Here is a 21845-nt window from a genome sequence, read left to right as displayed (position 1 = left end):
ACCGGGAGGGCCTGCCGTCGCGGGTTTCGCTTGCGACGAAGGACAGGTGCTGCACAGGTGAACGCCGAGGGCGAGACGATGACCCCGGAGACCGACGCCGTCGATCTGACCGACCTCGGCCGGATGCTGCGCCAGCGCCACGACGACACTGCCGAGCAGCTTCGCGGTCTGCGCGAGCAGACCGGTTCAGTGCTGGCCGGTGAGAGCGGCAGCGGTGACGCCGCCGACGTAGGGACCCTGGCCGTGGAGAGCTCCGAACAGGCGGCGCTGGCCGCCGCTCTGGCCGAGCAGCTGGCCCGGTTGCGGGCCGCGGTGGCGCGCCTGGACGCGGGTACGTTCGGGGTGTGTGAACGCTGCGGGAAGCAGGTGCCGCCGGTGCGGCTGCAGGTGATGCCGTGGGTGACTCACTGCGTGCCCTGCCAGAGTGCCGCCGAGAAGCGCCGTTGACCACGCTCCCGTGCCGCATCTGCGGTGCCCTCTTGGCCCGCCCGGATCTAGCCGAGATGAGTGCGTGTCAGTTCAGCCCGGCTGCGGAACTCGCACTTCGTCGAGCCAGAGGCGCTCATCGAAGCCTCCGCGTTCAGAACGTTTGCTCGCCGCAGCCGCCTCAACCTCCTCATCGGTATGGCCGAGGGCGATCGTTAGCGCAGCTAGAACCTCGTGAACGTCGGCGAGCTCGCTGAGGACCTCGTCTACTTCGGCGGACCCGAGTTCCTCAGCTTCTTCGTGGAGCTTCGCGATGAGCGCCACTAGGAAGTCATCTGGCCCGAGAACCCGGATCTCCGGTATCTGACCACCGGCCGAGATGATCTCGGGTATGCGGTCACGCACGAGCTTGCCGTAAGGGATCTTCCTGCTCTGAGCCATCCCGGCATCCTGCCACTTGCCCGCCACTGAGGGTGCGCAGATTTGCCGCGATTCGGTCGGCAGTTCCGTACGACCGATCGCTGACGAGGTGGTGGTCGGATGAGCAGTTTGACCGGTCTCTGGGTGTCTAGTGGTAGGAGGACTCGGCTCTGCGACCAGGCTGCGTCGTCGCTAGCTGTATGCCAACCAACATTACGATAGGTGTCTAAGTTAACTCGCTCAGTAATCCTGGGGAAGTCCTGGGGGCGGGTGGTTCAACATGTGTTTTGCCAGTTCAGGGGATATTAGAGCGAAGATCACCCAGATCTACGAGGGCACGAATCAAGTGCAGCGGATCGTGATGGCGAGGCAGCTGCTCAAGGGTGTGATCTAGAACGTTGGTGCTGGCGTCGTGTACGCCTCATGCGGCAACCAGAGTCGGCACGTCGAGAAGCTCGGCGAATCGACGGCAGTCGCCACGTCGTCTACCTGGTACCGGCGATAACCGCCGCCTGACCGCGTCCCGGTGGTGTCAGAACCGCCACCGGGACGTGGGGGCAACACGCCTGCCGAGCCGCTCGAGATGGTCGGCGAACTCGCGCTGCGGCCCCGGCAGCCCGTGCACCAGCATCACCTCAGCCGCGCGGGCATCCTTGATGATCGACATCAGTCCCTTTCGGTCGGCGTGCGCGGACAGTCCGAACTTGGCGATCCGGGCCTTCACCTCGACTGCCTCGGTGTCCAGCAGGAACCGGGTCTCCTCCCCACTGGCCAAGGCAAGCAGCGCAGCCCCAGGGGACTCCTCGTCTTGGTGACCCGCCAGGAGCAGCGCGGCCGACGGGTCGGGCAGGATCGAACGCGCCCACTGGACGGCCGGACCGGCCGTGAGCATGCCCGACGTCGTGATCACGACTCCGCGACGGAACGAGGCCATCGTTTCCCTGCGCCGTTCCGGGGCGACCTCCTGCACCTGCCCGCCGAAGATGCGCAACGGGTTCTCGGCGGTGGCGGTCTGCTGCTCGTAGATGCGGGTGATCTGTCGCGCCATGCCGTCGACGAGCACCGGCACATCGGGTAGGTGGCGTCGCAAGGTCAGCGCGACTTCCTGGGCCCGGCCCAGGGCGAAGGCAGGCACCAGCACACGGCCGCCCGCCGTGACCGTCTCGGCCACCGTCGCGAGGAAGTTGTCCACCTCGAAGGCGCGGTGCGAGCGCCCCGGCCGGCAGTACGTGGACTCGATGACCAGCAGGTCCGAGCCTCGTGCCGAATCGGGCAGGAGTAGGCCGGGCACCGTCGTCTGTGCCTGGTCGGACACGTCCCCGGTGACCACCACCCGGCTGGCACCCGCGCGCACGACCACACCCGCCGCGCCCAGGATGTGGCCTGCGGGAAACAGTTCCACCGTCACGCCGTCGCCCACGTCCACCACGGCACCGAACGGGACGGCCCGGATCTGGTGACGCGCGACCATCGCCTCGGCGTGACCGTAGGGGGGCAGGGCGTCCGTGGCGTCGGGAAGGCCCTCCCGGCGAGCCCGCTCGAAGACCTTCACCGAGTCGGCCCACATCGTGGGAAGCAGGGCCGCGGTGTCCGGCGTGCAGAGCACCGGCACCGACGAGTCGTCGGCGACCAGGACCGGAACATAACCAGCGTGGTCGTTGTGGGCGTGGGTCACCACGATCGCGTCGAGGCGACCGGCTCGCGCCACGGCGATGTCCGGTGGCCCGGCGCGGTCGAGCGGCTGGCGCGGGCGCATACCGGCATCGACGAGCAGGCGGACGTCACCGACCTCGACCAACATGCAGGACCCGCCGATGTCCGTGCCCCCACCCAGCGGAGTGAGCGAGATGTCCCTGGGACGGGTATGCGCAGGGGCCGACGGCAGGATCGGCGACCGCAGCGAGTCGAGGACGGTGAGGAAGGCCTCCGCGCCCATGCCCGCCGCCAGTGCCGCGGTGAGCCGGGCGGCGGCCGTGCCGGGCTCGGCGTGCCGGGCCCGTTCACGGTCGCGCGGATCCGCGTCCACCAGACCGGCCGGGCGTATCGCCTCGGCCAGGACGGTAGCAGCGTGTACGGGATCTGCGGCTCTACGCCGCTGCACGTCGAGTTCGGCACGCAGCGACTCCACCACCGCGAGGGCTTCGTCCCGGTCGGTCACCGCGGCGTCCAGCTCCCGCCGGGCCGCGTCACGTTCCCGGATCGCCCACTCGAGTCGCCCTCGGGCCTGATCACGAGCTGCCCTGATCTCGGCGATGGTGCGCGCGTCCCGGTCGGCCCGGCGTCCCTCGACGCTCTGGACGGGCTTCGGCTCGGGCTTGGGCCGGGTCGCGTCCCGGGGCGCCGGAATGAGCGCTTGGGGGTCGGCGGCCAGCCGCTCGGCCGCCCGCTCCGCTGACCCCTGATCGGGTCCGGTGAGCTCGCGTAGCAGCGGGTGGCCACCCGCCAGTGCCGTGGCGTGGCGCTGCGCGAGTTTCGCACGCATCGCGGGCACCTGGGCGATGACGCGTAGCAGCTGGGCGCGGTTCACCGCAGCGAACCGCGCCGCGTCCACGTCCTGTCCGTCGTACTCCGGCTGGGCGAGCACCTGGCGCACCGCGTCCCCGATCAGCGCGGTGAGCAGACGGCGCGCGTCCTGGCTCACCTGACCGAAGCCTGGGTCGCCGCGGCCATGACCGGCTCGACCAGCAGGTGCCCGCCGTCGGCGCTCGTGATCAGCAACCCGAGCGTACGCAGCACGTCGACCACATCGGCCATGCTTCGGTACCCGTGCTCGGCAAGCTGCGACTCGCCGAGCACCGCGGCGCCCGAGTCTTCCGACTCCGCGTGCAGGCGCAGGTAGTCGACGATCGTCTGCTGTTCGACGCGCTCCGCGGCGAACTCCCGCACCAGGAAGGTCCACGCCTCGCTCAGCACGCCGTCGGCTCGGGCGCCCGAGGCGGCCACCAGCTCGTTGGCGCGTTGCGGATCCGCCAGGTGGGCACGCAGCCCTCCGAGCGGATCGACGCGGGCGTCACCGTTCTGATCCCGTGACAGGTCTTCGGCGACCTTGTTCACGTTCATCGGCCAGCCGCCCGAGACCGACAGCAGCTCGTTGCGGGAGGCGTCGTCCTGGAACGGCAGCGTCGTGTCGGTCAGCCACAACCGCAGGTCGGTCCGGTCGTAGCGGCGCAGTCCGGTCAGGCCCGACGAGGCGTCGGACTCGTCGGCGACGGTCGGCCACAGCGCGGCCTGTTTCGGCGAGGTCACCAGCACGATCCCCAGCGTCCCGCCGGAGTGGGCTGCGATGAGTTCCCGCGCGGTGCGCCAGGTGTTCCAGGCCGCCTTCGGCATCGCCGCCTTCAGGTCCACGACGACCACGGCGTGCCCGCCGGCCGCGAGCATCGTGGCCTGCTGGCACTCGTGCTGCAGGGTCGCCGGTGCGGCCTCGCGCAGTTGGACACGCCGACTGCTGGACACCGCGTTGTCGTGTTCGTCGCGCATGGCGCGGACGCAGCGTTCGATGGTCAGCGCCGTCGACCCCGCGATCATGCGCACCTGACTCCGTGGCGACAACAGGTCGGCGATCTGCTGCGAGGTCAGCGGACCCCGGGTCGGACCGGTGCCGAAGGCCGGCCGAAGCAGGCTTCCGTCGAAGCTCTGCGGCAGCGGCATGGACTCCGCCTGCTCCAGGAACTCGTCCACCTCGTCCCGCGAGCCGAGCAGGTCCAGCACGTTCGGCGTGCGCAGGCGGTAGCCGCCGTTCGCATAGGACAGCACGCCGAGGTCGACGCACTCGTCGAGCAGTGCCCTGAACTCACCCGAGCGCACGTTCTCGGCGGCAAAGCCCTGCGGCCACCACTGCTCGCACTCGACTCGCAGCGCCGCTGGCGACAGCGCCGAGCCGGCGCCGCTGGTGTGCGCGTGGAACGCCACGCTGTACGCGATGACCTTGTACCGAAGGTCCAGGTTCAGGGTCCAGTCGAAACGCTTGCGGAAAGCCGCACGTAGCGCGTCGTCGGCCCATACCGCCTCGACGTCGTCGTCGGTGACGTTCTGCGGCGGGGCGTCCGCAGCCAGCGCCACCCGTTGCAGGTTGCGCAGCAGCTGCGCGCCGAACAGCTGGATCAGCGCCGGCTGGTTGTTGGCCAGGGCGAGCACTCGCGGTGCGTGGTCCAGCTCCCCGAAGCGGTAACCGAGCGCCTGCAGCGGGTTGGTCAACAGGTCGTAGGCCGCCTGCGGTGCCAGCGGCCCCACGCAGACCGGGTCGCCGAAGTGGGCCAGCGGGTGGTTCGCCAGCCGCTCGAACCGGGCCGTCTGGTGCAGGCCGGCGAACACCACCTTCACGGACCGGCTGGTGCGCTCCATCAGCTCCTTGAACTGCGTCACGTTCGTGAACCTGCCCTCGGCCGCGTCCGCGTCGAGGAAGGAGTCCGACTCGTCGAGCAGCAGCAGAAGCTGACGGCCCGGTCGGGCCGCGATCCAGGTCGCGACTCTGCCCATCAGCGTGGGGGCGACCTCTCCGGGCGGGGCGTCGCCGGCGACGACCCCCTTCTCCGCGAGGATCGGCCAGAGCGCCGACCACACCGCGTCCGCCGGGACGTCCTGGCCGACCCGGTATATCGAGAGGTAGACCGCGTGCCGTGAGACGTTGTCGTCGAACTCCCGCGCCGCGGCCCGCAGCAGGGCGGATTTACCGAGCTGACGACCGCCGTACACGATGCACGAACCCATCATGTCCACGACCTTGTCGCGTTCCTCGGCCCGGCCGTAGAACATCTCCTGCGGCACCAGCCCGGCCACATCCGGCGTGAACGGTGTGGCCGAGGTGAACGGCAGCGTGATGGCCATGGTGGTGTCCCGGCTCGGCTCCGGCTGCGACACCAGGTAGGCGAACGCCGCCTCGTCGACGACGGCGGTCACCGGCAGACGCCGACCGCCGCCGCCGCCGCTGCGGAACTCCGTGGCCAGCTCGCGCCGCGCGTCTGCGTCCAGGGTGCCGAAGTAAAGCACGACGACCGAGTGGTCCGTGGGCTCGTTGCGCAGCAGCTCGATCAGCTCGGAGGCGGTCGGCGAGCGCCACACCGCGAGCAGCCGTAGCGTGTCCCCGGATGGGCTGATGGCGCTGCCGAACGCCGGAATGAGGGCGTTGCCGGCCGTGGCCCGAACGCTGGTGAGATGCATCCACGACGAGCGCTTCGCGCTCTGCCCACGGCGTCCGGTGGGCGTGTTGGCGCCGTCAACGAAGAAGCCGAGCTGCTCGAGCACCGCTTTCACGTTTCCGAGCCTCGCGTCGAGCGATCCCTCCTGGGCCAGCGCCATCCACTGCCCGATGCTGCCGGACGCCGCCCTGGGGCGGCCGATGAGGGACAGGTCGATCCCAGCCCCGCTCAGCGCTGCGGTCAGCGGGCCGGCAGCGGGATTGCGACCCTCCTCGATCGCCCGCTTCAGCTCGCTCAGGGCCACTGTGGTGGGGCTGGAGCCCGCAGAACCAGCGAACAGGTTGGGGAAGACCGGGTGGAACCTGCGAAGGTTGTCGACCTCCTCGCGCGGCCCCGGCAGCTCGCGACCGCCGCGGATCGTCTCGAGGTACTCGTTCGCGGTGGTCAGGTCGCCTTCGTCGATTCTGCTGGCGACGCGGGCCGCCGGGCCCGCAGCCGCGTCGGACTCGGTGAGCTGCCTGCGCGCCCCGTCGACCGCCGCCTGCACCCTGGCTGCTCGGTCTTCCTCGATGCGGGCGACCTGGGTGAGCATCACGTCGTAGTCCCGCCGGACGCCCCGGGTCCCGGACATGAATTCACGCACCCGCGACGACAGGTCGGCCCATTCGTCGGCGGTCAGCCGGCCGTAGCGGCGGTCGGCGTCGATGCGGGTGACGACCCCGCCGGCCAGCTGGTCGAGGCGGCTGGCGGAGTCAGCGACCGCGCGGTCCCTGGCGACGGACAGACGCTGCGCCAGCGAGGCGTCGGCGGAGCGCACGACGTCGATGAGAATCTGCGTACCCACCTGGTCGTGCTGGGCGGCGCGTCGATCGAACGCTCGTACCCAGCCCGCTTCACCATCGCTCAGGGTGTCCACGGCCACTTCGATGTCGAACACCGTCACCTCACGCAGCGGCTCCAGCGAAGGGGCGATCGGCAACTGCGGCACGAGCGCCAACTGCCCGTGGACGAGCCGCTCTGCGGACAGCTCGGCACCATGCAGCGCCGTCTTGCCGTCCAGCAGTTCCAGCGACTCGCTGAGCAGCGCGAGCCCGGCCTGGATCGCCGCATCGCGGGCCGGCTGGCCGGTGTGCGCAAGCGCCGCGAGCTGTTCGAGCGCAGGCTCCCGGATGGTGTTGACCCGTGCCCGCAGCTCGGCCATCGGGTCCGCCATCCATGTGCCTGCCGCCGCGGGGCGCGTCAGGTTCTCCGTCGCCTCGACCCATCGGGCGAGCAGGTCGGTGACACCATCCGTCCACTCGAGGATCTTCGACCGCGCCCTCGCTTCGATCCGTGACCGCCGCTTCACCGACGACGATCGCCGAGTGTCGTAGTCCAGCGTGGCCTCGAGAGTCGACTTGGACCTCAGCTCGCGGACCCGGTCTCGCACGGCACCGAGGTCGTCCAGGTCGCGAGAGCCACTGGCGACGATGGTGAGCGGGGTGCCGAGGAAGCCGCTGGCCGCCATCCACGACTGCCACAGCTCGGTCGCGGCCGCGTATCGGATGGTCCGCGACGGTCCGGACAACAGCAGTTCACGCGCAGCCCTGGTCAGGTCCTCGTGTCCCGCTTCCGCGCCAGCTGCCTCAGCCACCGCGTCCGCGCTGCGCGCGGTCAGGTAGACACCGCTGTAGATCGCATTGAGCAGCGCCTCGGTCAGCTCCTCGACCGCCGGCCCCGCCTTGACGACACTGGTGGTCAGATCCCGCAGCGGACCCGCCGCGCCCGCGGTCGGCGACAGCAGTCCCGCACGCACCGAGGCAGCATAGATCAGCATCTGCATGTCCGGCCGGTCGTTGAGCGCGTCGGCATCGAGCTGCCTCACGGTGTCGACGAATGCCGCCGCGTTGGACCCGGCCGAGCTGCGCATCGCCGCGGCGTGCGCGGCAAGCCGATGTGCCGCCACCACGGCCACAGGCGCGGCCTGCGCGTGCATCAGCCACGAGGCGAGTGCGAACTGCCCGTCCTGCAGGAGCCCGACGTGCATGGCCTCGACGTCCAGCGGAGTCCGTGGATCGGTGGCGGCATCGGCCGGACCGTCCAGGACGTGCTGGCCCGGCTGCTCCACTGCGCTGCTCGGCTCGGGAATCGTCAGCTGCATCCGGGCCAGCACCTCGGCGAGGGTCACCGTGATCGCGGGAGCGAGTTCGCCGGCCGGTGCCATGGCGGTTGTGGTGGCCGGACCTTCGCCCTCGGCATCTGCCGCAGGGGCGGACTGCACCGGACCCGGTCCGATTCCGCCGTCACCGTCGGGAGGGGTGTCCGGCGTCGGCGAGACGTCGTCTCCCTCGAGCGCCAAGTCTCGCACGACGTGCAGCAGGACCGACGCGTCGGGCAGGCCGGCCTGCACCGTTCGCGCGAGCTCGGTCACACGCTGCGGGTCCCGGCTGCCGATCTCAATCGCCGTCAGCAGGGCGTCGAGGCCGGCGAGTACCGCCGCGTCAGTGTCGGCGTCGACCGAGGCGGCCAGCTCGGCCACCAGGCGCGCCTCGCCGGCCACATAGTCGGGAGCACGCAGTGAGACCAGCCGCCGAATCCGTATTAGCTGGCCCAGGTTTTCCATCGCGGCGGACAGCTCATCCAGGCGCAGCCGCGCCTCGTCGAGCGTCGACGGCAGGCCCTCCTGAGTCACCGCCGCGACCTTCTCGAATAAGGCCGTCAGATCATCGGACAGGCGCCCGACACCGATCAGCGCGCCGTCCGGGGGCAGCCTGCCATCGTGGACCGACGCCACGAGATCCGGCAGCACATGGTCGCGGACGAGGGCGTGCGCGGCGGTCACAGCGTCGCTGAACGCGATGATGTCGCTCAGGTCCTCCGGTGACACCTCGTTGCCGTGCCGGTGCCCGTTGTGGTACCAGGATCGCTGCCCGCCGCCGACGTCGGCCGACTCCTCCCCCGAGCCGGCCCACCCGTCGGCCGACTGGTCATCGGAGGTGGTGACACCGATAGGCCCGGCTGCATTCCGCAAGCGGGTCACCACCTCCACCAGCCGCTCCAGCGACTGAGGCTCATCCGGCAGAGCGGGATGCCGCATTAGCACCTGCTCCCAGAGCTGCCGCAGCGCCGACGACCCTTCCGGACTCAAACTGCCCGGCGCTTCGGCGACCAGCCAGCCGAGCGCGGCCACGCTTCCAGGGTGCGCGGTGGTCACCATGGCGGACCAGACCGCCACCCGCACTGGCGTAGTGAAGCCGAACGACCCGACGTCCTGCAGGCAGACATGGATCTGCCGGTCTGTCAGAAAACCCAGTCGCGCCGGGTCGGCACGGAGCAGAGCACCAAGTTCTTCCTCGGACAGTTCACACGTCATGGCGGTGCTGAGCACGCCGTGGTGTAGCGCGTCGTGGAGGATCCGCTCGGTGAGCTCCTCCGGAGCCCGGACCAGCATCGTGCGCATCGACTGGGCGACGACTGATGCCTGCGCCCCGTTGCGCACCTTCAGCTGGCGCTGAATCCAGGTGAGTTCCGCAGCGCGAAGGCGGTGCAGTTCATCTGCGAACTCGGCCACTCCGATGTTGAGCGCCGCCGACTTCGCCAACCGCAGCTTACGAAGATCACGGATATCGTGATCGGTGAGCACGGGCGTGTCGGCTGCGGGCCGCAGATCGGCTTCCTGATCGATGCCAGACACGTCCACACGACCTCCCGGATACCAGCAGCCTTGCCGAGACTCACTGTCTATCACGTGCCCCGGACTGCACAGGACGACCTGCCGTCACATAGAGTTCACCCGAACGTCCTGTATGACGTGTCTTTCCGGCGTTGTCACTCGGCCTGCGGCGTAAGAGATCGAAAGTGGCCTGGTCACGGCCGATTCCGATCGTCGTCGCGGCCAGGACCGGTCGTCTCGCGATACCGGCGGACGAGCTCGGCGGCGGCCGGGCCGGTCGCTGTCACGACGGTCGTGATAACCGCAGCCTCGTATTGCCTGGCGGCCATCAGAATGGCCGGGCCGAATACACACAGGACGCTGACGAGGCCGAGCAGGGCATCCGGTAGACGCGTGTTGGTGCAGACGGTGCCGACAGGTCGCGCGCGAGCTATCAGCGAATCTTTTATGGCTGGTCGAGCTGAACCAGGATAATCCGCAGGTAGACGCTTTGCATGGACCAAATGTCAGGTCGATCAAATCAGCATTCGGGGCAGCTGGGTGACATGCGGGGGACCGCGGTCGTGACAAGATGCCCGGTGCCGTGGCGGATCCATTGCCGATCCGAACGACACCAGCAGAGCGCTCTCTAGGAGCCGCTCGGTGCTGCGTGGAGCCGGTGTGGCCACGAACCGCCTGCGGGGCTCCTGCACGCGCTTGGGACGTCCGGCGAAGACGCCTGTGCCCAACGGCAGGGATGTGGTGATACCGGTCTATGGTCGGCTCATGGCCTACCGTGTCGAGTGGATTCGGTGACCGTGCGCCGGCCCGGGATCCGTACCTGTCGAGAAGCGGCTTCAGCCGTGCACGCCTCCGAATTCGCCGCAGACGTCCGGGGTCTGCTGCGGCCCCGGATGTACGGGCTGCTGCGGGGGAGGGCGCCGATCTGGTTGCAGCTCGTCCGGGCGTCCCGCGACGAGCGGCTCATCTGGCAGGGGCTGGAGTCGTTCGCCGTGCTGAGCCGCCCCAGAGACCGGGTCGGCGAGGGCGCCGACCGGGTGCTTCGCTGGATCGACCAGCCATGGACGCTGATCGTCGCCGCCGCGGAGCTGCTGGTGAAGGGCATCTGCGACTGGGGCCAGGGCAAGTCCGATGAAGCGCAGGAGCTCGCGGCTGGGAACGCCGCGAGCCTCGTTCTCGATCTCGTCGCAGCGGGGCGTTCGTGCGCCGACGGGGACCGGTCAGGCGGTGATCGCGCGGCCACCGTAACCACCGGCGCGCGGAGTACCAGAAGATCGTCGGCCGATGCTGGCGGATGGTCCACCGGCCCGCTGCCCTGCCGACAGCGATCAGCCGCGGCGCGGCGGAGATCGCTGTCTGAGGTCAGGAGGCGCACGGAGACGGCAGGTTGTGACCGCAGACAGTGATCTTCATCCGCCAGCCCGCTCGGTGAGCGGGGTCAAAAGGAGAGGGCCGGGGGCAGTTGCCCCCGGCCCTCTCCGTGCTGTCAGGTCAGCTGACCGTGACGATGGTGCGGCCGACCGCGGCCGTGCCGTCGCCGTACGTCACGACACCCAGGTACCGGGTGCCCGCGGCCAGGCCGCTCCACGCCAGCGTCACGGTGACCGTGCCGTTGACGGTGATCGGCTGGCTGGCCGGGGTGGCGGTGAAGTTGCCCGCCGCGACCGGCGCGACCGCCCACGAGTGGCCCTTGACGGTGGTCACGGCCTTGCCCGGGGAGTCGAACAGCGTGTAGTAGACGTCGTAGCTGCCCGGCGCGAGGGTGACGACCTCGGCCGCCGTGCCGCCCGAGCTGCTGCCGACCAGGCTGCCGGTGCCCGCCACGTACGCGAACACGTCGATGTCGGTGCCCATCGCGTAGTCGGCGTCGAAGGTCTGCACCCGGCCGACGCCGCCGTCCGGCACCGTGAACGTGATCTTCGTGGTGCGGTTGGAGGCGGCGGGCAGGTTGGAGTCGAACGCCGGACCGTTCGGGTCGAGCGCCTCTCCGGTGACCGACGCCGGGACCAGCCCGGAGACGGTGCTGGTCAGCGTACCGGCGAAACCGCCCTTGACCTTGACGGTGGTGCCCGACCCGGTGGCGGCGACGTCACCGGCGACCGCGACCGGCACGGGCCGGACCGCGATCGGGCTGCGCACGCTGTGCAGCGTCTTGCCCTTGCTCTTCTCGGTCCAGGTCAGCGAGCCGAACGCCCAGTCGTTCTGCGGCGCGGTGGTACGCGTGATCTTGACAGTGAAGGTCTTGGACTGGAGCGGCTTCAGCGACAGCGTGCTGGGGCTGACCGTGACCGTGAACCCGGCCGGAGCGACCGCGGTGGCCTTGTAGGTCGCGTTCGACAGGGTGGTGTTGGTGACCGTCCGCTTGACGACCTGCTCGCCGGTGATGTCGCCGACGGCGATCGACGGGTAGTTCAGGTCGCTCGGGTCGATCTTGGCGGCGGACGCGCAGCCCGCCTCCGGGGTCTGCCCGATCGCGCACGCGTACGCGTCCCAGTCGCGCGGGCGCGACGAGTACACCAGGCCCGGGTCGAACATCTTGGTCGGGTCGACGTGGCCCGCGCCGTAGTTCAGCGGGGTCGCGTCGCCGGACGCGGTCTGGATCGGGGCGCCCGTGTTGTCGGTCTGGTACGCGGTGGTCATCATCGCCGACTTGACCCACATCGGCGGCCACAGCGGGTGCTTGGACATGATGAGGGCGGCCAGGCCGGAGATGTGCGGCGCCGACATCGAGGTGCCCGACAGCGCGTTGAAGTTGTTGCCGTCGGTGACCGGAGAGGTCGCCGCGATGACGTCCACGCCGGGCGCGGTGATGTCCGGCTTCAGCAGGTCGCCGCCGCCGGCCAGGGCCGGGCCGTACGAGGAGAAGCCGGCCATGATCGGTGCCTGCACCGGGGTCGGGTCGGTCTCGGTCAGGCTGGCGGTGGCACCGGCGCCCGCGCTCGCGACGTACGCCTTGATGGCCACGCCGTCGGCGAAGCTGACGTGCACGGTCGGCACGGCGTGGAAGTCGCCGACACCGGTCTGCGACGCCGCCGAGTTGGCCAGGATCATGCCCACGCCGCCGGCGGCCGCGACGACCGCGCCCTTCTCGACACGGGCGTTGATGCCCCGGGTGCAGATCACGATCTTCCCGGCGGCCAGCCCCGGGTCGATGGTGCCCGGCATGCACAGCTCGGCCAGGGCCGGGTCCTGCGCGGCGGCCACGATGTCCTTGGAGTTCACGATGCCGGTCGACGCCACCGCGGCCGGCACGACGCCGACACCGGTGTAGGTCGTGCCGTCGCCGAGCACCACGCTCTTCTGGTTGCCCCGGTCGTGGCTGCTCGCCGCGACGGTGATCGTCCACGGCGAGTTGTGCGCGACCGTGGACGGACCCTGGTCGCCGCTGTTGCCCGCCGAGGTGGAGATGAACACGCCCGCCGCGGCGGCGTTGCGGAACGCGACCTCGTCCGGGCCGACGATGGTGTCGGTGGAACCGGAGATCGAGTAGTTGATGATGTCGACGCCGTCCGCGACCGCGTCGTTGATCGCCTGGACCAGACCCGCGGTGGTGCCGCTGGCGCCGGTGCCGGCCTCGTTCTCCCACAGCGCCTTGTACACGGCGATGCGGGCCGCCGGGGCCATGCCGCTGATCGAGCCGACCGAGCCGCCGTTGATGGTCGCGGGCACGTTGTAGTTGCCCGCCGCGGTCGACGCGGTGTGCGAGCCGTGGCTGCTCAGGTCACGCGGGCTGACGAACTCGTCCTCGGTGACCGTGTTGCCGAACCCGGGGTAGTACCGCGCGCCGATGAGCTTGTTGTTGCAGGCGATCGGCTCCTCGGTGCCCGCGTCGCAGATGCCGCGCCACTTGTGGTTGATGATCCACTGGTCGGGGCGCGGGGTCGGCAGCGCGGCGAACGCCGGGTTCTCCGGCCAGATGCCGGAGTCGATGTCGCCGACGATGATGCCCAGGCCGGCCTTCTCGGCGCCGCCGAAGCGCTTGGCCCACACGCCGGTGTCGCCGGACAGACCCAGGAACTTCGGCGTGGTCGTCGTGTCGACCGTGTGGATCTTGTTCTCCCAGACCCGCACCACGCCGGCCGTCTTGGTCAGCTGCGCGGCCTGGGCCTCGGTCAGGTCGGCGATGAAGCCGTTGAAGACCGCGGACAGGTCGGACCGCTTCTTGCCCGTGGCGCCGACGCGGCGCAGCACGTCGTCATGCCGGTTGGCCAGCAGCTTCGTGTACGCCTTCGCGGCGGCGGTCGAGCCGTCGAAGCGCTCGCCCTCAGCGGGCCTGGTCGCCTGGTAGCCGGCGATCCCACCCTCGTAGACGCCGGTGGGGGCGCCTTCGGTCTGGACGATGTAGAGCTTCGTGGGGCCGGTGCCGGCGGGCGGCGCGGCCTGGGCGCCCTGCACACCGGCACCGGCCACGAAGGCTACGGTCACGGTGGCGAGCGCGAGCGTGACCGCGCGGTTGCGGGTCAGTCGCTGGATTCTCACGAGGGGTAACCTCCTGCTCCGGCGGGCGCGTCAAGTCGCACCCACGCGGGTAGAAGGTATGTCGCTCGATCGGGTGAGCCCCATCCGCCCTATGGTTCGTTTTCGGACTCCGTGCCTGCCGGTGATGCCGATGGTTCCGAATAGGACTAACCCTGCGTGACAAGACCCGGTCAGCCGACGGCCCGGTCAGCCGTTGGTGCGGTCGATGACGAAATCCGGGTACGCGTGCCGCCCGCGCTGCTCGCCGACCTCCGCCACCGCCCGCTGGAGCTGCGCCAGGTGCTCGACGGTCAGCTCCAGCGGCGGCTCGTCGGGCTGGTAGCTCCAGCCGACCGGGTAGTCCGTGCCCGGCGTGGTCGTCATCTCGATGTGGCAGCCGAGCACGTGCGTCACCGGCCGCCGCCGCGCGAAGTCGACCAGCCGGTCGACGCTGCGCCCGAACGCGGCCCAGTCCTGCACGTACAGCCGCCCGCGGTAGACGGTGTCGCCGGTGAGCAGGAAGCCGGTGTGCGGGTCGTAGAAGCTGACCGACGCGTCGTGGTGGCCGGGGATGGCCAGGCACTCCAGCACCCGGCCGCCCAGGTCGAGCAGCGCGGTGCGGTCGGGGTCGGCGTCGAAGCCGAAGAAGGCGTACGCGGCGTCGCGCCTGGCGCCGATCAGCTCGGTGTCGGGCCGGCCGGCGAACTGGCCGTCCCCGGCGACGTGGTCGCCGTGGGCGTGGGTGTGCACGACGAGCAGCCGGTAGCCGGGGCGGGGGTGCCGGGCCAGCCACTGCTCGACCAGCCCGTCGACGACCGTACGCAGCGGCATGTGCGCGGGGTCCGCCGTCGCGCCGGTGTCGATCAGCACCGCGCGGTCGGCGCCGAACAGCAGGAACAGGAACGGCGCCTCGTAGTGCACCGCCTTGTTCTGGCGCAGGATGAAGGTGTGCTCGTCGTGGGCGTACACCTGGAGGTCGGGGTTGGTGTCGTACTTGGCCGCCGTGGAGCCGTGGATCCAGGACACGGCCAGCGGCCGGGCGGTCGGGACGGTGGCGAAGGCGACGGGCCGGCCCGGATCGGTCATGTCCTGCTCCCATGATCGGATCGTGATTGATCATTCACCACCCTAGCGGCTGACCTCCGATCGAAATCGCTCGTTGACTGTCGGCCCCGCGCGAAAGACTGGTGGTCCATCCACGAGGGAGGACACCACGTGACCGCGACCGCCACCGGCGCCACCACCTCGACCGAAGACCCCGACCCAGCCGCGCCGGCCTATGAGCCGGCCCTGCCCGAACTGCGGGCGATGTGGTGGGAGAGCGGCATGCGCGCCCGCGCCGACGCGGGCCTGTTCGCCATCTTCACCGAACTGCCCCGCCTGGTCGCCACGGCGGTCGGCATCAGCTGGAGCGCCGACCGGGCCCGGACCATCGTCGTCGGCGCGGCGACCTTCGCCTCCGGCGCGATGGCCACCTTCGGCCTGCTGGCCACCCAGCGGGTCCTGGTCGGGCTGTTCTCGGCCGGGCCCACCGCGGACCGGGTCACGGCCGCGCTGCCCGCACTGATCGCGCTCGCGGTGGCGACCGCGGCACGCGCGGGGCTCGGCATCGCCAGCGGGTACGCCCAGAACGGGCTCACGCCGCGGGTGGACCGGGCGGTCGAGCGCAAGCTGTTCGAGACCACCACCGCGGTCCGCCTCGACGCGTTCGACCAGGACGCCTTCGCCGACGACGTCGAGCGGGCCAGCCGTGGCACCGACGCCGCGATGGGCCTGGTGCAGGGCACGATGAACCTGCTCGCGGGCGTGGTGTCGCTGCTCGCCGTCACCGTGGCGGTGATCGTCATCCACCCGCTGCTGCTGGTCGCACTGCTGGTCGCGACGGTGCCGAACGCGTGGGCGGCGCTGAAGGCGGGCCACCAGCGCTACCAGACGTACGTGGCCGGGTCGGTGCGCCGCCGCCGGCTGTGGATCCTGCACCACCTGATGGCCGACCGGCAGACCGCCGCCGAGCTGCGCAGCTACGACCTGCGGCAGTTCCTGCTCGGGCAGTACGACCAGGTCATGGAGGTGGAGACGAGGATCCAGCTCGACCTGGCCCGCAAGGTCACCACCACGACGAGCATCGGCTCGCTCATCGGCGGCATGGCCAGCGGTTCCGTGTACGCCCTGCTCGGCTGGCTGCTGCTGGACGGCCAGATCCCGCTGGCGGCCGCGGCGACCTGCGTGGTCGCGCTCCAGGCCGCCGCGCGGTCGCTGTCGACGGTCACCTTCCACGTGGACCGGCTCTACACCGACGGGCGGCACTTCGGCGACTACACCGGCCTGATGCGCCGCGCCGCCGACCACCTGCCCGACACCTCGGGCGCGACGCCGCCCGAGCCGCTGCGCGAGCTGCGGGTCGAGGCGGTGAGCCTGGTCTACCCCGACCGGGACACCCGCGCGGTCGACGCGGTGACCCTGGCCGTGCAGGCGGGTCAGACGGTCGCCTTCGTGGGGGAGAACGGGTCGGGCAAGTCCACCCTGGCCGCGATGATCGCGGGCCTGCGCTTCCCGAGCGAGGGCGTGCTGCGGTGGAACGGCGTCCCGCTGGCCGAGCTGGACGCGGCCGAGCTGCGCGGCCGGGTCGCGGTGGTGACGCAGGACTACCACAAGTGGCCGTTCACGGCGGCCACGAACATCGCGCTGGGCGACATCGCCGGGCTGCCGGGCCGCAAGCGGATCAAGACGGCGGCCGGGCGCGCCGCCGCGCACGAGATGATCGTGGCGCTGCCGCACGGGTACGAGACGCTGCTGGACCGTACCTTCGCCCAGGGCCAGGACCTGTCCGGCGGCCAGTGGCAGCGCATCACCGCCGCCCGCGGCTTCCTCCGCGACGCCGAACTGCTGATCATGGACGAGCCGTCCTCGGCCCTCGACCCCCGCGCCGAGGACGCCCTGTTCCAGGCCCTGCGCGACCGCCAGGGCCACCGGACCACCATCCTCATCACGCACCGGCTGGCCAACGTACGCCACGCCGACCGCATCTTCGTGATGCACGACGGCGCCCTCATCGAGTCCGGCACCCACGACGAGCTGATGGCCCGCCCCGCCCGCTACGCCGAACTCTTCACCCTCCAGGCCGCGGGCTACCAGGCCTGACCTCCACGCGCTCGCGGTCGCGATCGTGGCAGCGGTTTCGGGGAAAGTGCTGGAATCTTGAGCGCTGTTCCTGCACTTTCCCCGAAACTGCCCGAAAGTCCGCCGGGGACCGAAAGTCCGCCGGGGCGGCGTGTCGAATGCGCCGTCGGGCGTTCGTAGAGAGGGTGAGGCGGTCACGGGGGCCGTCACGAGACGAGGGAGCGACACCATGGCGCAGTACCTGCTGAGCATCTACCAGCCCGACGGCGTGGTGCCGCCCCCCGAGGTGCTGGACCGGGTCATGGCCGGGCTGGCCACCGTCGAGGAGGAGCTCCGGGCGGCCGGGGCGTGGGTGTTCACCAGCCCGCTGACCCCGGCCGCCGCCGCCACCGTGGTGCGCCACCGCGACGGCGAGACGCTGCGCACCGACGGCCCGTACGCCGAGGGCAAGGAGCACGTCGGGGGCTTCTGGCTGGTCGAGTCACCGGACCTGGCCGCCGCCGTGGGCTGGGCCGACCGCATCGCCCAGGTCACCACCCTGCCGATCGAGGTCCGCCCGCTCGCGGGCCGCGCCGCCTGAACACCGGCGAAGTTGCCGGCAGTCGGGCGTATCTTGACCGCTGATACGCCCGACTGCCCGGCAACTTGCGCGATCTTGCGTGTGGGTGTGTGTCGTCAGGCCTCCGTGAGCGGGGTGTCGACGAGGTGCTCGGCGAGGAACCACGCCTGCATCTCGCCGGTGCGGATCACGTCCGACACCAGCAGGTCGTTGGTGCCGTCGTCGCCCATCTCGTCGGCGCGCTGCGCGGCGTCGTGCGCGGCGATCAGGATCGACTCGTGCGCCTCCAGCAGCCGGGAGATCATCGCCGGGACCTCCTCGACACCGTCCGGCGGCCGCTTGATCACGGTGATCTCCGCGACGTGGCGCGGGTCGCCGATGGCCACGCCGCCCAGGCTCTGGATGCGCTCGGCGATCGTGTCGATCAGCTCCAGCTGCTCGCCCGCGTGCTTGTCCAGCAGCAGGTGCAGCTGGTAGAAGGTCGGGCCGCGCATGAGCCAGTGATGCTTCTTGTAGAGGCTGTAGAGGATCTGGCTGTCGGCCAGCGTCTGGTTGAGGCGCTCGCACGAGTACATCCGGGCGTCGTGGGACAGCCCGACCGGAAGCTGGCGCACCGTCCCGTACTCCTGGATCTGCACGCCCTTCTGGTGCAGGTTCGGCTGGCTGCCGCCGCGGGCGGAGCTCTTGGCCGTCTTCGAAACCATCGATCGTCTCCTTCTCGTACAGCCCGGAGACACCCCCTGCGCATCGCGCTTGAGCAGCGCAGACGTGCCTGATCGGGCAGGAACGGCGTGCCGTGTCCGAGTCTGGCAGAGTCAGCCCCGGTTGAGCTGCCAGATGCTGAAGTTGAGTGCCGTCGCGAAGGTCACCCACAGCCAGTACGGCACCAGCAGCCAGGCCGCCACCGGGGACACCTTCCGGAACACCGCGACGGTCGCGCCGATCGCCAGCCACAGCGCGACGATGTCGACCAGCGCCGCGCCGCGCAGCCCCGCGCCGAAGAACAGCGGGGTCCAGGCCGCGTTGAGCACGAGCTGGATCGCGTACGGCACCAGCTGCGGCCCCCAGCCCACCGCCCGCCACACCAGCCACCCGGCCAGCGCGATCATCGCGTAGAGCAGGGTCCAGACCGGGCCGAACACCCACGCCGGCGGCGCCCAGCCCGGCCGGGCCAGCGCCGCGTAGTCGTCGGCGGGACGGGCCACGGCCAGCCCGCCGACCAGCGCGACCAGGGCGACGGCGGCGGCGAATCCGGCCAGGACCCACCACTGCCGGGTCGAGGAGCGTGCCGACTCGACTGTCATACCAAGTTCAATAACCCCGATCGGGCGGCGGGAAACCCGGTTTGCCCCGATGCGTCGATTCGAGTGGAAGGATTTTCCCTGATGACGGCCCCCGCACCCGGACCACGGGTCACCATGGCGGCATGAGGTACGCACAGGGCACGCCGAGCTGGGTCGATCTGGGCAGCACCGACGTCGACGGCTCGGTCGCCTTCTACGGCCGCCTGTTCGGCTGGACCGCCGACGACCTGGGCCCCGAGGCGGGCGGCTACCGGATCTTCCGCAAGGACGGCAGGCAGGTCGCGGGGCTGGGCCCCGCCAGCGACCCCGCGCGCGGCTCCTCCTGGGCGACCTATCTCGCCGCGACCGACCTCGACGACGTCGCCCGCAAGGTCGACGAGCACGGCGGCCGGGTCGTCGTCCCGGCGATGGACGTGATGGACGCGGGGCGGATGGCGGTCTTCACCGACCCCACCGGGGCGTACTTCAACGGCTGGCAGGCCTCCCGGCACGAGGGCTTCGAGCTGGCCAACGAGCCCGGCAGCGTCACCTGGAACGAGCTCATGACCGCCGACCTCGACGCCAGCAAGGTGTTCTACCAGGAGGTCTTCGGCATCGACGAGCGCGACGTGGCGATGGCCGAGGGCATGACGTACACGCTGCTGGAGGTCGGCGGCCGCCCGGTCGCCGGGGCGATGCCGATCGACCCCGCCTGGGGGCCGATGCCGTCGCACTGGTCGGTCTACTTCGCCGTCGACGACTGCGACTCCGCGTTCGCCCAGGCGCTGGAGCTGGGCGCCAACAAGATCATGCCGCCGGAGAACTCGCCCGCCGGGCGGTTCGCGATCCTCAGCGACCCGCAGGGCGCCGGATTCTCGATCATCCGCAACAACCCGGACTTCACCATCTGAGCCGCGCTGGGTAGGTTGGTCCCGGTCGGCCGCCGGGTCCGGCCGCTGGGCCGGAACGGCGGAAGGTGCGGGCGCGATGACGCTGGTGGCGGTGACCGGAGGCAGCGGCAAGCTGGGCCGGGCGGTGGTGCGCGAACTGCTCGACCACGGGTACGACGTGGTCAACCTGGACCTGGCCGCCCCGCGCGAGCAGCTGTGCCCGTACACCCGGATCGACTTCACCGACTACGGGCAGGCGGTCGAGGCGTTCACGGCGATCGACAGCCGCTACCGCGGGGTCGACGCGGTGGTGCACCTGGCCGCGATCCCCGGGCCGGGCGTGACCGGCAACGCGGCCACCTTCGCCAACAACGTGACCGTCAGCTACAACGTCTTCGCCGCCGCGCGCGCCGCGGGCATCCGCAACGTGGTCTGGGCCTCCAGCGAGACCCTGCTCGGCCTGCCGTTCGACACCCCGCCGCCGTACCTGCCCGTCGACGAGGAGTACGAGACCCGCCCCGAGACGGCGTACGCGCTGGCCAAGCGGCTCGACGAGGAGATGGCGGCGCAGTTCTGCCGGTGGGAGCCCGACCTGAAGATGATCGGGCTGCGCTTCTCCAACGTGATGGAGCCCGGCGACTACGCGGCCTTCCCGTCGTACCAGGACGATCCGAAGCTGCGCAGCTGGAACCTGTGGTCCTACATCGACGGCCGCGACGGTGCCCAGGCGGTGCGGCTGGCGCTGGAATACCAGGTGCCGGGGCTGGAGGTGTTCATCATCGCCAACGCGGACTCGGTGATGGACCGGCCCTCGGCCGAGCTCGCGCGCGAGCTGTTCCCGCAGGTGCCGTGGAAGCGGCCGGTCGAGGGCACGCAGACGCTGCTGTCGATCGACAAGGCCCGCCGCCTGCTCGGCTACGAACCCCGCCACAGCTGGCGCTGATCCTGCCTCCGCCGGGCAGGCGACCGGTGGCGTCGGCATCGTGATCGGTGCTCGTAAATGTTGTTCCGGGAAGCGATGATGACGGTGACCGTCGTTATCGGAGGAACGCATGGCGAAGTCCGGAAGATCGCTGGCCATGGCGCCGCTGTGGCTCATCACACTGCTCGGCGCCACGCTCACGGTCCTCGGCGTGTACGTCCAGTCGACGGCGGAGTCCCCTGTCGCGAACGTCGTCGCAGGCACGCTCGCCGCACTCGGCGGCGGCGTCATCGGTGCCACGATCAGCCTGTATTTCGCGGCAGGGGAGGGGCGCGACGCGCTCTACGCGGTGCGTGAACTGCTGGCTGGCTCGTTCGCGGCGCGGATCAGGTCGGCTGAGGCGGATCTCAAGCCGGTGCGCCAGGTCTGGCACTACTACTACCTGACCGAACGCGGCGGAGCGTTCCTGTGGCGCTACTGGACGTACCGATTCGACCAGGGCGGGGTCCCGAGTTCCCTCGCTACGGAGATCACGGACATCTCGAACGGCAAGGAGCACGTCTACCGGGTCGAGGTAGGGGTGCGCGGCGGTCGCATGATCATGGTCGAGTCTCCCGCTCAGGGCAACGAGCCGCCGATCATCGCCGTGACCCCCAACTTCACCGAGGTGTACCAGAACATCCGTGCCGGTGTCGTCCTCCTCAAGTCGTGGGACGGCAACGACCTGTTGACGAAGTGCCTGTGGAGCACGTCTCCACTGGCCCGAGCGGACGGACTCGAGGTCGTCGTCGAGGACGAGCCCATCCTTGAAGACGTCTGGGACCGGGTGTTCGGCCGCAACAACCGGATCTTCCCGTCGACCAGGGACGGTGGCCGGAACGTGCCGCGCCGAGATGCCGGTGGGTCCCTCGTGGAGCCTGGCCGGGCAGGCGATGCGGTGTCCGGAGAGTAGACGCGCACCGGAAATGAAACTAACT

At 70.4% G+C, this 21845-nt stretch carries 14 protein-coding genes; 7 read left to right on the top strand and 7 right to left on the bottom strand.

The window, feature by feature from the left end; translation table 11 throughout:
* The first annotated feature begins 57 nt into the window (after positions 1 to 57).
* On the top strand, positions 58 to 447 hold the full coding sequence (locus tag Cs7R123_RS15720) for a TraR/DksA family transcriptional regulator (protein WP_212827288.1): 390 nt from the start codon (positions 58 to 60) through the stop codon (positions 445 to 447).
* Between the two features lie 72 nt (positions 448 to 519).
* Here the strand turns inward: Cs7R123_RS15720 and Cs7R123_RS15715 are convergent, their stop codons facing one another.
* From Cs7R123_RS15715 to Cs7R123_RS15705, 3 genes are all read right to left on the bottom strand, one after another.
* Positions 520 to 867: a nucleoside triphosphate pyrophosphohydrolase gene (locus tag Cs7R123_RS15715; RefSeq protein WP_212827286.1), complete on the bottom strand. Its 348-nt coding sequence runs from the start codon at positions 865 to 867 to the stop codon at positions 520 to 522.
* Between the two features lie 511 nt (positions 868 to 1378).
* Entirely contained in the window at positions 1379 to 3397 is a 2019-nt protein-coding gene (locus Cs7R123_RS15710) for an MBL fold metallo-hydrolase (RefSeq protein WP_212827284.1), read from the bottom strand.
* A gap of 86 nt (positions 3398 to 3483) precedes the next feature.
* Positions 3484 to 9663, bottom strand: a complete 6180-nt coding sequence (locus Cs7R123_RS15705; RefSeq protein ID WP_212827282.1) for a hypothetical protein — start codon at positions 9661 to 9663, stop codon at positions 3484 to 3486.
* Positions 9664 to 10478: 815 nt separating this feature from the next.
* Here Cs7R123_RS15705 and Cs7R123_RS15700 point away from each other — a divergent pair.
* Positions 10479 to 11042 (top strand): hypothetical protein, encoded by a 564-nt coding sequence (locus tag Cs7R123_RS15700; protein ID WP_212827280.1) that lies wholly within the window; start codon positions 10479 to 10481, stop codon positions 11040 to 11042.
* 85 nt (positions 11043 to 11127) lie between these two features.
* Here Cs7R123_RS15700 and Cs7R123_RS15695 read toward each other — a convergent pair whose 3' ends face one another.
* Positions 11128 to 14115 (bottom strand): S8 family serine peptidase, encoded by a 2988-nt coding sequence (locus tag Cs7R123_RS15695; RefSeq protein WP_244871848.1) that lies wholly within the window; start codon positions 14113 to 14115, stop codon positions 11128 to 11130.
* Positions 14116 to 14301: 186 nt separating this feature from the next.
* Positions 14302 to 15180 carry an MBL fold metallo-hydrolase gene (locus tag Cs7R123_RS15690; RefSeq protein ID WP_212827278.1) on the bottom strand — a complete coding sequence of 293 codons (879 nt, stop codon included), beginning with the start codon at positions 15178 to 15180 and terminating at the stop codon, positions 14302 to 14304.
* 129 nt (positions 15181 to 15309) lie between these two features.
* Between Cs7R123_RS15690 and Cs7R123_RS15685 the strand changes: the two genes are divergently transcribed.
* Together Cs7R123_RS15685 and Cs7R123_RS15680 are read left to right on the top strand one after the other, a co-directional pair.
* A complete protein-coding gene (locus tag Cs7R123_RS15685) occupies positions 15310 to 17235 on the top strand; it encodes an ABC transporter ATP-binding protein (RefSeq protein WP_374706950.1) in 1926 nt (641 codons plus the stop codon).
* Positions 17236 to 17443: 208 nt separating this feature from the next.
* Complete coding sequence (locus tag Cs7R123_RS15680; protein WP_212827276.1) at positions 17444 to 17794, top strand: YciI family protein; 351 nt, start codon at positions 17444 to 17446, stop codon at positions 17792 to 17794.
* Between the two features lie 95 nt (positions 17795 to 17889).
* On the opposite strand, the gene Cs7R123_RS15675 is transcribed toward Cs7R123_RS15680, so the two are convergent.
* Complete coding sequence (locus tag Cs7R123_RS15675) at positions 17890 to 18477, bottom strand: Dps family protein (RefSeq protein WP_212827274.1); 588 nt, start codon at positions 18475 to 18477, stop codon at positions 17890 to 17892.
* Positions 18478 to 18588: 111 nt separating this feature from the next.
* On the bottom strand, positions 18589 to 19077 hold the full coding sequence (locus Cs7R123_RS15670) for a TspO/MBR family protein (RefSeq protein ID WP_212827272.1): 489 nt from the start codon (positions 19075 to 19077) through the stop codon (positions 18589 to 18591).
* 122 nt (positions 19078 to 19199) lie between these two features.
* Here Cs7R123_RS15670 and Cs7R123_RS15665 point away from each other — a divergent pair, with 122 nt between their 5' ends.
* The 3 genes from Cs7R123_RS15665 to Cs7R123_RS15655 all read left to right on the top strand — a co-directional run bounded on the left by Cs7R123_RS15665 (position 19200) and on the right by Cs7R123_RS15655 (position 21820).
* Positions 19200 to 19967 (top strand): VOC family protein, encoded by a 768-nt coding sequence (locus Cs7R123_RS15665; protein WP_212827270.1) that lies wholly within the window; start codon positions 19200 to 19202, stop codon positions 19965 to 19967.
* A 76-nt stretch (positions 19968 to 20043) separates the two neighbouring features.
* Positions 20044 to 20889 carry an NAD(P)-dependent oxidoreductase gene (locus tag Cs7R123_RS15660; RefSeq protein ID WP_212827268.1) on the top strand — a complete coding sequence of 282 codons (846 nt, stop codon included), beginning with the start codon at positions 20044 to 20046 and terminating at the stop codon, positions 20887 to 20889.
* A 109-nt stretch (positions 20890 to 20998) separates the two neighbouring features.
* Entirely contained in the window at positions 20999 to 21820 is an 822-nt protein-coding gene (locus Cs7R123_RS15655) for a hypothetical protein (RefSeq protein ID WP_212827266.1), read from the top strand.
* Positions 21821 to 21845: the final 25 nt, after the last annotated feature.

The sequence above is a fragment of the Catellatospora sp. TT07R-123 genome (assembly GCF_018327705.1).
Taxonomy (GTDB): Bacteria; Actinomycetota; Actinomycetes; order Mycobacteriales; family Micromonosporaceae; genus Catellatospora.
This window is presented reverse-complemented; position numbering and strand designations above follow the sequence as displayed.